Here is an 11,577-nt window from a genome sequence, read left to right on the forward strand (position 1 = left end):
AGTCAGCTTGCACCGGAATGTCCAGCGCCGAGGCTTGCTGCCAGTAACTTTCCAGCCAGCCGCGCACGCGCTCTTCAGGCCAGCTGAGGAAGGCGTCCTTGAACAGGCAGGTGACGTCGTAGGTGACCGGGCATACACCGCATCCTGAAAGTCCAGCACACCGGGATTCGGCTCGCTGAGCATCAGGTTGCGCGGCATGTAGTCGCGGTGCACCAGGACTTTCGGCTGGGCCAGGGCGCTGTCGATCAGCAGCTCGCTGACGGACTGCCATTGTTGCTGCTGTGCTGCGTCGAACTCGATGCCGAGCTCGCGTTCACGTACCACTCGGGGAACAATTCCAGCTCACGGCGCAGCAGCGCGACGTCGTAGCTCGGCAGTGGTGCGATCATCGGCAATTGCTGAAAAGCCAACAGCGCCTGCAGGGCATCGCTGAACAAGGCGTCGGCATTTTCGCCGTCGATTACGTCGAGATAGGTCTTGTTGCCCAGGTCATTGAGCAAAAGAAAACCGCGTTCGAGGTCTTCTGCATAAATTTTCGGCACGTTAATTCGGATTTCGCCAGCAAAAAGGCGATATCCACGAACGGTTTGCAGTTTTCCTGGGGCGGTGGCGCGTCCATCACGACGAAACTGCGGCCCGCGCCTTCCCAGCGGAAATACCGGCGGAAACTCGCGTCGCTGCTGGCCGCGGTCAACGTGGCCGGGGCACGGCGCCCCAGCCTTGATCTGCAAACAGGATTGCCAACTGCTCATCGAGCAAACTTTCAGGTGTTGCAAGCGTACATCTTGGTCAGGCATTGCAAGGGTCTCCGACGGCGCTAGCCGTCAAGCGGGTCATGCTTTATTATCCAGCATCTTTTTCAGACCATCGAGAGGCGTGCGGCCCACACCGCGGGCAGATGGCACGCAGGAAGCCCGGACTAATAAGATGGCATTGAAATCCCCCGCGTTTCGTAAAAAATTTCCGTTGTTGGTAACCGGCAGTCTGCTGCGATGCAACCTCTGGCCAGTCAATTCGTTGTTTGCCGCCGAGCAGTATGACTGCGCCGTCTCGGCAACGGGTGGCTGGGCGTGTGCGCCCAAGACGCCGGCAGCTGCATTGCCGCCGCGTCCGGTGCATGACGGCAGCGCCGTCAGCGCCGCTGGCGAAGCCCCGGCCCAGAACGGTTCGACTGCCGACACCGGCGTCAAGCCTGTGCTGGTCACCGAAGCCAAGGGCCGCGGCCTGAAATCCCGTAGCGAAGACTACAGTCACCTCGACTGGGTTCCGCGCGAGAAGCTCACCGCCGCCCAATTGGCCGAGACCGGTCCTTACTGCTCTGGTTCCTATATCGAACCGATTCGTCCTGGCATGAATGACAAGACGAATAAAAGTGACGCACCGACCTTTATCGCGCCAAAGCCTCGCGCTACAACACCGAAGATCAGGTGGGTACGCTGGCCGGCGACGTGGTCCTGCGTCAGGCAGCATGCAGGTCGAGTCCGACGAGGCCAGCCTGTATCAGGCCGAGAGCCGCGCCGAACTCAATGGCGACGTACGCATTCGCGACAACGGTGCACTGATCGTCGGCGACCACGCCGATGTACAGCTCGACAACCGGTGAAGCCAAGGTCGACAACGCCGAATACGTGATGCACAAATCGCGCATCCGCGGTAACGCGCTATACGCCAAGCGTGCCGAGAACGCGATCATCCGCTTGAAGGACGGCACGTACACCACGTGCGAACCGAACAGCAACGCCTGGCAGCTCAAGGGCAACAACATCACCCTGAACCCGGCCACCGGCTTTCGGTACCGCGACCACGTGACGATGCGGGTCAAGGACATTCCTATCCTGTACACGCCGTACATCTACTTCCCGATCGACGACCGTCGCCAATCGGGTTTCCTGCCGCCGACCATCGGCACCGGCAGCGACACTGGCTTCATGCTGGTCACCCCGTACTACTTCAACCTGGCGCCGAACTACGATGCCACGTTGTACCCGCGCTACATGAGCAAGCGCGGCATGCTGGTCGAAGGCGAGTTCCGTTACCTGACCAAGTCCAGCGAAGGCCAGTTCGGTGCGGCGTATCTGAACGACGAAGATACCGATCGCAGCAAGCAGACCGACTACGAAAAAAATCGCTACATGTACAACTGGCAGCACAAGGGTGGTCTCGACTCCGAGTGATGACTCAGGTTGACTACACCAAGATCAGCGATCCGTACTACTTCCAGGACCTGAGCACCGATCAGATCGGTGTGAAGAGCGCTGACTATGTGAACCAGCAGGGATCGGTGACCTACCGCGGTGACAGCTACACCGCACGCCTGAATGCTCAGCAGTACCAATTGGCTACTGTTTCGAACATTACGCCGTACGGCCGTCTGCCGCAGATCACCTTCAATGGTCAGTTGCCGTATCACCCGGAAGGTTTGAATTTCGATTACTGAGACCGAGCTTGTGCGGTTTGATCGTGATCTGAAAACAGGAAGCTTTACGGATGAAGACGGCAACGTCTCGCCACGCCTCGATACCAACGTACAGGGTCTGGCGCGCGCCAATGGCGACCGTCTGAATCTGAAACCAGGCGTCAGCCTGCCGATGAACTGGACCTATGGTTTCCTGAAACCATCGCTCAAGTACCAGTACACCCAGTACGACCTTGATCTGGATCAGCGAGGGAAAGACACCCTGCTGGCCGGCGAAAACTATAGTCGTAATCAGAGCCGTGGCGTACCGATCGCCAGCGTCGACAGCGGCCTGTACTTCGACCGCAAACACGTCGTACTTCGGCAAGAACTATCGCCAGACCCTGGAACCGCGCCTGTTCTACCTGTATGTACCCAAGGTTGATCAGGAAGACATTCCGGTATTCGACACCAGCGAATACACCTTCAACTACGCTTCGCTGTTCCGTGACAACCGCTTCTCCGGTGCCGACCGTGTCGGTGACGAGAACAAACTGTCGCTGGGCGTGACCAGCCGCTGGATCGAAGACGATGGATTCGAGCGTCAGCGCATCAGCGTCGGTCAGGCTTACTACTTCAAGGATCGTGAAGTCCAACTGCCAGGCATCGCGTTCAAGGATCGCAAGGATGCCCAGTCCGACGTGTCGCCATACGCGCTGGAATACGAATACCGCTGGAACCGCGATTGGCGCACCACGGCCGATTACAACTGGGACCCGGACAGCCGCAGCCCACGCTCCGGCAGCGCGATGTTCCACTACCAGCCAGAAGACAACCCGAACAAGGTGGTCAACGTCGGTTATCGCTATCGCAACGACCAGGTTCGTTACGATCAGACCACCGGCAAATGGTCGGTGGGTGGTGGCGACTACGGCACCCCGGGGCAGCCTGGCTACGTGAAGGACTACTACAAGATCCAGCAGCATGACTTCTCGGTCATCTGGCCGATCGTTCCGCAGTGGAGCGCGATCAGCCGCTGGCAGTACGACTACAACCGCAACCGTACGCTGGAAGCCTTTGGTGGTTTCGAGTACGACAACTGCTGCTGGAAACTGCGCCTGATCAACCGTTACTGGGTTTCCTACGACGAATTCAGTCAGGAAGCTCGCAAAACGAAAAAGGCGACCACGGCGTCTTACTCCAAATTGTTCTGAAGGGACTCGGCGGCTGACTGGCGCCAAGGTAGAGAGCTTCCTCGACAAAGGCATCCAAGGTTATCGTCAACGTGAAGACCAAGCTTTCTGATTCTCTGCGCCCGCTGTTGCTGGGCGCGCTGTTCCTGGGTACTGCGGCCAACGCCGCAGTACAGTCCATCGATAAAGTGGTTGCGATCGTTGATAACGACGTGGTCATGCAGAGCCAGCTGGACCAGCGTGTCCATGAAGTTCAGCAGACCATCGCCAAGCGTGGCGGCGGCATGCCGCCGCCGGGCGTGCTGGATCAGCAGGTGCTCGAGCGCTTGATCGTCGAAAACCTGCAACTGCAGATCGGCGAGCGTTCCGGCATCCGCATTACCGACGAAGAGCTGAACCAGGCAGTCGGCACCATCGCCCAACGCAACAACATGACCGTGGATCAATTCCGCGCTCGCCCTGGCTCACGACGGTTTGTCCTATGACGACGCCCGTGACCAGATCAAGCGCGAGATGATCATCAGCCGCGTGCGTCAGCGCCGCGTGGCAGAACGCATTCAGGTCTCCGAGCAGGAAGTGAAGAACTTCCTCGCTTCCCGACCTGGGCAAGATGCAACTGTCCGAAGAGCTGCACCTGGCCAACATCCTGATCCCGACGCCGGAAAAGCGCCAGTTCTGAAGGCGATTCAGAGCGCTTACCGTCAGGCCATGGACGTTTACCAGCAACTCAAGCAAGGCGCTGACTTCGGTCAGATGGCCGTTGCCAAATCCGGCAGCGACAACGCCCTGGAAGGCGGCGACATGGGCTGGCGTAAAGCTGCGCAATTGCCACCGCCGTTCGACCGCGAGTTGAGCAGCATGGCGGTGGGCGACATCACTCAGCCTGCCCGCACTCCGGGTGGTTTCATCATTCTCAAGCTGCTGGCCAAACGGGTGGCGAAACCCAGATGCGTGATGAGGTGCATGTGCGCCACATCCTGGTCAAGCCAAGCCCGATCCGCGACGAAGCCAAGACCAAAGCCCTGGTGCAATCGCTGTACGAGCGCATCCTGGCCGGTGAAGACTTCGCTGAACTGGCGAAGAACTACTCCGAAGACCCGGGCTCGGCGCTCAACGGCGGCGACCTGAACTGGATTGACCCGAACGCACTGGTACCAGGAATTCCGCGAAGTGATGGCCAAGACCCCACAAGGTCAGCTGTCCAAGCCGTTCCAGACCCAGTACGGCTGGCACGTGCTGGAAGTCCTTGGCCGCCGCGCCACCGACAGCACCGAATCGGCACGCGAGCAACAGGCAATGAATGTTCTGCGTAACAAAAAATACGATGAAGAGCTGCAAAACTGGCTGCGTCAGATTCGTGAAGAAGCCTACGTAGAAATCAAACTCCCTGGTGCAGACCAGGCAGCGCAGTGAAACCCAAGCGTTTCGCGCTGACACCCGGCGAACCAGCCGGCATCGGTCCCGACCTGTGCCTGCTGCTCGCCTCGCAAGCCCAGCCACATCCCCTGATTGCCATCACCAGCCGCGACCTGCTTACCGAGGCGGGCCGCGCAGTTGGGGCTGGCCGTCTCTTTGCTTGAGGTTGCGCCTGACAACTGGCCGGCTGTTCCAGCCCCCGCCGGTAGCCTGTATGTCTGGGATACTCCACTCAGCGCTCCGGTGGTCGCTGGACAACTGAGCAAGGCTAACGCCGCCTTCGTCCTCGAAACCCTGACCCGTGCCGGCAACGGCTGCCTGAACGGCGACTTCGCCGGGATGATCACCGCTCCGGTACACAAGGGCGTGATCAACGAATCCGGTATCCCGTTCTCCGGACACACGGAATTCCTCGCCGACCTGACCCACACCGCCCAAGTGGTGATGATGCTCGCTACTCGCGGTTGCGCGTGGCCCTGGTCACCACTCACCTGCCCCTGCGCGAGATTGCCGATGCAATCACCCCGGAGCGGCTGGAACGGGTCACGCGAATTCTGCACGCCGACCTGCAAGACAAATTCGGCATCGCCCGGCCACGTATTCTGGTCTGCGGACTCAACCCGCACGCCGGTGAAGGCGGACACCTGGGCCATGAAGAAATCGACATCATCGAACCGACATTGGAGCGCCTGCGCGGCGAGGGCATGGACCTCCGTGGCCCGCTGCCTGCCGACACTCTGTTTACCCCCAAATATCTGGAGCACTGCGACGCAGTGCTGGCGATGTACCACGACCAGGGCCTGCCCGTGCTGAAGTACAAAGGCTTCGGCGCGGCGGTCAACGTGACCCTCGGCCTGCCGATCATCCGCACGTCGGTCGACCACGGCACTGCCCTGGATCTGGCCGGCAGCGGCAAGATCGACACCGGCAGCCTGCAGGTCGCCCTGGAAACCGCCTACCAGATGGCCGAGACCCGTTTATGACCGAGCAATACCAACACAAGGCGCGCAAACGCTTTGGCCAGAACTTCCTGCACGATGCCGGCGTCATCGACCGCATCCTGCGCTCCATCAGCGCCAAGCCTGACGACCGCATGCTGGAAATCGGCCCGGGCCAGGGCGCACTGACCGCCGGCATCCTCAACTCCGGCGCACAACTCGACGTGGTGGAACTGGACAAGGACCTGATCCCGATCCTCAACCAGCAGTTCGCCGGCAAGAGCAACTTCACCTGCATCAGGGCGATGCGCTGAAGTTCGACTTCAACACCCTCAACGCCGCGCCGAACAGTCTGCGTGTGGTGGGCAACCTGCCTTACAACATTTCCACGCCGCTGATTTTCCATCTGCTGAACAACGCCGGCATCATTCGCGACATGCACTTCATGCTGCAGAAGGAAGTGGTCGAGCGTCTGGCGGCCGGCCCGGGCGCGGCGACTGGGGGCGTCTGTCGATCATGGTTCAGTACCACTGCCGCGTGGAGCACCTGTTCAACGTCGGCCCGGGCGCGTTCAATCCGCCGCCGAAGGTCGACTCGGCCATCGTCCGTCTGGTGCCGCACGCGGTGCTGCCGCACCCGGCCAAGGATCATCGCCTGCTCGAACGCGTCGTTCGCGAAGCCTTCAACCAGCGTCGCAAGACCCTGCGCAACACCCTCAAGCAATTGATGACCGCTGCCGAGATCGAAGCCGCAGGTGTCGATGGCAGCCTGCGCCCCGAGCAACTGGACCTGGCCGCATTCGTGCGCCTGGCCGACAAGCTCAGCGAACAAGCCCCGCAAACTCCTGTCGCCGACTGACCGGCGATGAACGCTATCGGGCAGGACGCCACTCTGGTTTACTGCCGATACTTGCCTAGACTGATTCCCCATCAGCTACGCCTCGCGTTCCGCTTTGTTTAAGGCCCTTTTGCATGTCCGATCCTCGTTATCAGGTCGATGTCAGTGTCGTTACCCGCTACCTGGCAGACCAATCGCAACCCGAGCACCACCGCTTCGCCTTCGCCTACACCATCACCGTGCAGAACAATGGCGAGCGCCCTGCCCAGCTGATGTCACGACATTGGGTCATTACGACGGTGACGGCATGTCGAAGAGGTTCGCGGCGCCCGGCGTTGTCGGCCAGCAAACCACTGATCGAGGTCGGCAAAAGTCACACTTACAGCAGCGGCACAGTGATGACCACCAAGGTCGGCACCATGCAGGGCACTTACGAAATGGTCGCCGACGATGGCAAGCATTTCGACGCGATCATCAAGCCTTTCCGCCTCGCCGTGCCTGGAGCCCTGCACTGATGACGACGTACGCCGTCGGCGACCTGCAAGGCTGCCTTGCACCGCTCAAATGCCTGCTCAAGCAAGTCGCGTTCGACCCCAGGCTTGATCGGCTGTGGCTGGTCGGCGATCTGGTCAACCGTGGCCCTCAGTCGCTGGAGACCCTGCGGTTTCTCTATGGCATGCGCGAGTCGCTGGTCTGCGTACTCGGCAACCACGATCTGCATCTGCTCGCCGCCGCCAACAACATCGAGCGCCTGAAGAAATCCGACACCCTGCGCGAGATTCTCGAAGCCCCGATGCGGCTGACCTGCTCGAATGGCTGCGCCAACAGAAACTCATGCACTACGACGAACAGCGCGAAGTCGCCATGGTGCACGCGGGCATCCCCCCGCAGTGGGTCGTTGCGCAAGGCCTTGAAGTACGCCGCCGAAACCGAAGCCGCGCTGCGTGACGACAACCTGTTTCCGTTGTACCTCGATGGCATGTACGGCAACGAGCCGGCGAAGTGGGACAGTGATCTCACCGGCGTGACCCGTCTGCGCGTGATCACCAACTATTTCACCCGCATGCGCTTCTGCACCGCCGACGGCAAGCTCGACCTCAAGAGCAAGGAAGGCCTCGACAACCGCGCCACCGGGCTACAAACCGTGGTTCCAGCACAAGGAGCGTAAAACCCGTGGGCCTGCGGATCATTTTCGGCCACTGGGCCGCACTGGAAGGCGATGTCCGCGAACCGGGCGTCTCGGCACTGGACACCGGTTGTGTCTGGGGCGGCAGCCTGACCCTGATGAACGTCGACAGCGGCGAGCGCGTGTCGTGCAAATGCGATGAGCACGGCGGGCTTGCCCCGACCGTCGCCCCACTTATCCCCGAAACGTCGCCAGTCAGCGTCCCGCGTTAGACTGCGCATTCTGCCGAGCTACAGGAACCCGCCATGAGCGAATTCAAACGAATCCCCCCGGAACAGGCCCAGGCCCTGCGTGAACAAGGGCGCTGTGGTGGTCGACATCCGCGACCCGCAAACCTATGCCGCGCTGCACATCGCCGGCTCGACCCATCTGGATAACCACTCGATCTCGGAATTCATCCGTAACGCCGATCTCGACGCACCGCTGGTGGTGGTCTGCTATCACGGCAACTCCAGCCAGAACGCTGCGGCTTACTGACCAGCCAGGGCTTCTCCGACGTCTACAGCATGACGGCGGCTTCGAGCTGTGGCGTACGACTTATCCTGCGAAACCGCGGAAGGCAGCGCAGAATAATTTTTTGTCACGCGCAGGCCCCGGCTCACGCGGGCCTGCGCGTGACAGACGAACGGTCTGCCACAACTAATTACGTATCTCGCCTTTACCTCTCGAATTCCCAACTATCCTTAAGCCCAGGCCATCCAAAACAGGGGAGAGCCGGTACACCGGCGCAACGGGTCATCGGGAGTGACTTTCAAGGTTGTCGACCGCGAAAGTGTTCTGGGGGGTAAACAAGTGGCCACCACGGCTGCTTGCCAGCATCGACTGAGTGATCCGGGTCGGTCGGCTCCACGTATCGAGCGAGGTGACGTCATGAGTATCTTTAGCCACTTCCAACAACGCTTCGAGTCCACACGCCAGGAAGAACTCTCGCTGCAGGAGTACCTGGAGCTGTGCAAAAAGGATCGCAGCGCTTACGTTTCCGCCGCCGAGCGTCTACTGATGGCTATTGGCGAACCCGAGCTGCTCGATACGTCGACCAACTCGCGGCTGTCGCGGATCTTCTCCAACAAGGTGATTCGTCGCTATCCGGCCTTTGAAGACTTCCACGGATGGAAGAATGCATCGACCAGATCGTCTCGTATTTCCGCCATGCCGCCCAAGGCCTGGAAGAGAAGAAACAGATTCTCTACCTGCTCGGCCCCGTCGGTGGCGGTAAGTCGTCCCTGGCCGAGAAGCTGAAACAGTTGATGGAAAAAGTGCCCTTCTATGCGATCAAGGGCTCGCCGGTATTCGAATCACCTCTGGGTCTGTTCAACGCCACCGAAGATGGCGCGATCCTTGAGGAAGGACTTCGGCATCCCACGGCGCTATCTCAACACCATCATGTCGGCCATGGGCGACCAAACGCCTGCTGAATTGGCGGCGACATCAGCCAGTTCCGCGTGGTCAAGCTGTACCCGTCGATTCTCAACCAGATCGCCGTGGCCAAGACCGAACCGGGCGACGAGAACAACCAGGACATCTCCGCGCTGGTGGCAAGGTCGACATCCGCAAACTCGAGGAATACCCACAGAACGACGCCGACGCCTACAGCTACTACTCGGCGCGCTGTGCCGGGCCACCAGGGCCTGATGGAATTCGTCGAAATGTTCAAGGCACCGATCAAGTGCTGCAACCCATTGCTGACCGCCACCCAGGAAGGCAACTACAACAGTACCGAAGGCCTCGGTGCGATTCCGTTCACCGGGATCCTGCTCGCGCACTCCAACGAATCGGAGTGGCACACTTTCCCGCAACAACAAGAACAACGAAGCCTTCATCGACCGGATCTATATCGTCAAAGTGCCGTACTGCCTGCGGGTCAGTGACGAAGTGAAGATCTACGACAAATTGCTGTTAACAGCTCCCTGGCCAAGGCTCACTGCGCGCCGGACACCCTGAAGATGCTGGCGCAGTTCACTGTGCTGTCGCGCCTCAAGGAGCCGGAAAACTCCAACATCTATTCGAAGATGCGTGTCTACGACGGGGAAAACCTCAAGGACACCGATCCGAAGGCCAAGTCGATTCAGGAATACCGCGATTCGGCGGGCGTCGACGAAGGCATGAACGGTCTGTCGACCCGCTTTGCCTTCAAGATCCTGTCCAAAGTGGTTCAACTTCGATCCGCATGAAATCGCCGCCAACCCGGTACACCTGCTGTACGTGCTGGAACAGCAGATCGAGCAGGAACAGTTTCCAGCTGAAACCCGTGAACGCTACCTGCGCTACCTCAAGGGAGTACCTGGCGCCGCGTTATATCGAATTCATCGGCAGGAGATTCAGACCGCTTACTGGAGTCTTACAGCGAGTACGGGCAGAACATCTTCGACCGCTACGTGCTGTATGCGGACTTCTGGATTCAGGATCAGGAATACCGCGATCCGGAAACCGCGAGATTCTCAACCGCGTCGCCTTGAACGAAGAACTGGAGAAATCGAGAACCGGGCCGGCATCAGCAATCCGAAGGATTTCCGCAACGAGATCGTCAACTTCGTGTTGCGCGCCCGAGCCAACAACAACGGCAAGAACCCGACCTGGCTCAGCTACGAAAACTGCGAGTGGTCATCGAGAAGAAAATGTTCTCCAACACCGAAGACCTGCTGCCAGTCATCAGCTTCAATGCCAAAGCCAGCAAAGAGGATCAACAGAAACACAACGACTTCGTTACTCGAATGGTCGAACGCGGCTACACCGACAAACAGGTACGACTGCTGTCCGAGTGGTACCTGCGGGTCAGAAAGTCAACAGTAAACCGCGGCCGGTCAGACCGGTTGTCGTCAGCCCGAGGCCTGTGCCCGCATTTTCTGCTACACAGGCCTCTGGAAGGTGTTCGCAAGTCGGTAGCGAGGTACAGGCAGCATCCAGAGCGCTTGGGGGAGCGTGTACGCCCCTTGGCATTCGGCTCATGCTGCATGACCGCTCCCGCCTTTGCAGGACAGCTTCTAAGGAGCAGTCATGAGGCTATGTGATCGACCGACGTCTCAATGGCAAGAACAAGAGCACGGTGAACCGCCAGCGCTTCCTGCGGCGTTACCGTGATCACATCAAGAAGGCTGTCGAAGAGGCGGTCAGCCGGCGTTCCATCACTGACATGGAACACGGTGAGCAGATCAGCATTCCCGGTCGCGACATCGACGAACCGGTGCTTCACCACGGCCGCGGCGGCAAACAGACCGTGGTTCACCCCGGCAACAAGGAATTCACTGCCGGCGAACACATCGCCCGGCCACCGGGAGGGGGCGGCGGACGCGGTCCCGGCAAGGCTGGCAATTCCGGCGAGGGCATGATGAATTCGTTTTCCAGATCACTCAGGAAGAATTCCTCGAATTCATGTTCGAAGACCTCGAACTGCCGAATCTGGTTGAAACGCAATCTCAGCGGACTGACACGTTCAAGACCGTGCGCGCCGGGATCAGCAACGAAGGCAACCCGTCGCGGATCAATATCATCCGCACCCTGCGCTCGGCCATGCCCGGCGCATTGCCCTGTCCGGCAGCAGCCGCGCCAAGCTGCGCGAAGCCAAAGAGGAACTGGCGCGATTAAAAACGCGAAGAGCCGGACAACTTCGGCGAT

General features: G+C 59.9%; 5 protein-coding genes and 9 pseudogenes. 13 read left to right on the forward strand and 1 reads right to left on the reverse strand.

The window, feature by feature from the left end; all coding sequences use genetic code 11:
• Nucleotides 1–797 (reverse strand): annotated as a pseudogene (locus AB1J88_RS00230) (aminoglycoside phosphotransferase family protein); the annotation flags it as partial.
• Between the two features lie 130 nt (nucleotides 798–927).
• On the opposite strand from AB1J88_RS00230, the pseudogene AB1J88_RS00235 reads away from it, so the two are divergent.
• The 13 genes and pseudogenes from AB1J88_RS00235 to AB1J88_RS00295 all read left to right on the forward strand — a co-directional run bounded on the left by AB1J88_RS00235 (nucleotide 928) and on the right by AB1J88_RS00295 (nucleotide 11,547).
• Nucleotides 928–3,700 (forward strand): annotated as a pseudogene (locus AB1J88_RS00235) (LPS-assembly protein LptD).
• Nucleotides 3,681–5,001 (forward strand): annotated as a pseudogene (locus AB1J88_RS00240) (peptidylprolyl isomerase). The pseudogenes AB1J88_RS00235 and AB1J88_RS00240 overlap by 20 nt, the downstream one beginning before the upstream one ends.
• Nucleotides 4,998–5,987 (forward strand): annotated as a pseudogene (gene pdxA, locus AB1J88_RS00245) (4-hydroxythreonine-4-phosphate dehydrogenase PdxA). The pseudogenes AB1J88_RS00240 and pdxA overlap by 4 nt, the downstream one beginning before the upstream one ends.
• A pseudogene (rsmA, locus tag AB1J88_RS00250) lies at nucleotides 5,984–6,800 on the forward strand (16S rRNA (adenine(1518)-N(6)/adenine(1519)-N(6))-dimethyltransferase RsmA). The pseudogenes pdxA and rsmA overlap by 4 nt, the downstream one beginning before the upstream one ends.
• A 113-nt stretch (nucleotides 6,801–6,913) precedes the next feature.
• Entirely contained in the window at nucleotides 6,914–7,294 is a 381-nt protein-coding gene (apaG, locus tag AB1J88_RS00255) for a Co2+/Mg2+ efflux protein ApaG (RefSeq protein WP_430289925.1), read from the forward strand.
• Nucleotides 7,294–7,947, forward strand: a complete 654-nt coding sequence (locus tag AB1J88_RS00260) for a symmetrical bis(5'-nucleosyl)-tetraphosphatase (protein ID WP_430289926.1) — start codon at nucleotides 7,294–7,296, stop codon at nucleotides 7,945–7,947. The genes apaG and AB1J88_RS00260 overlap by 1 nt, the downstream gene beginning before the upstream one ends.
• Nucleotides 7,948–7,952: 5 nt before the next feature.
• Complete coding sequence (locus tag AB1J88_RS00265) at nucleotides 7,953–8,177, forward strand: hypothetical protein (RefSeq protein WP_430289927.1); 225 nt, start codon at nucleotides 7,953–7,955, stop codon at nucleotides 8,175–8,177.
• Nucleotides 8,178–8,210: 33 nt separating this feature from the next.
• Nucleotides 8,211–8,538 (forward strand): annotated as a pseudogene (gene glpE, locus AB1J88_RS00270) (thiosulfate sulfurtransferase GlpE).
• Between the two features lie 297 nt (nucleotides 8,539–8,835).
• Nucleotides 8,836–9,833: pseudogene (locus AB1J88_RS00275) on the forward strand (hypothetical protein).
• Nucleotides 9,808–9,902: pseudogene (locus AB1J88_RS00280) on the forward strand (hypothetical protein); the annotation flags it as partial. The pseudogenes AB1J88_RS00275 and AB1J88_RS00280, both read left to right, overlap by 26 nt.
• 6 nt (nucleotides 9,903–9,908) lie before the next feature.
• Entirely contained in the window at nucleotides 9,909–10,136 is a 228-nt protein-coding gene (locus AB1J88_RS00285; RefSeq protein ID WP_430289928.1) for a hypothetical protein, read from the forward strand.
• Nucleotides 10,137–10,340: 204 nt separating this feature from the next.
• A complete protein-coding gene (locus AB1J88_RS00290) occupies nucleotides 10,341–10,421 on the forward strand; it encodes a hypothetical protein (protein WP_430289929.1) in 81 nt (26 codons plus the stop codon).
• Between the two features lie 587 nt (nucleotides 10,422–11,008).
• Nucleotides 11,009–11,547: pseudogene (locus tag AB1J88_RS00295) on the forward strand (DUF444 family protein).
• Nucleotides 11,548–11,577 lie beyond the last annotated feature (30 nt).

This window comes from Pseudomonas sp. S8 (genome assembly GCF_050473925.1).
Lineage (GTDB): Bacteria > Pseudomonadota > Gammaproteobacteria > Pseudomonadales > Pseudomonadaceae > Aquipseudomonas > Aquipseudomonas parakoreensis.

Bases quoted from the DNA above. Each gene is read 5' to 3' on its own strand.
- AB1J88_RS00260 (WP_430289926.1), top strand. From the start codon at position 7,294: ATGACGACGTACGCCGTCGGCGACCTGCAAGGCTGCCTTGCACCGCTC.
- AB1J88_RS00285 (WP_430289928.1), top strand. From the start codon at position 9,909: ATGCTGGCGCAGTTCACTGTGCTGTCGCGCCTCAAGGAGCCGGAAAAC.
- apaG (WP_430289925.1), top strand. From the start codon at position 6,914: ATGTCCGATCCTCGTTATCAGGTCGATGTCAGTGTCGTTACCCGCTAC.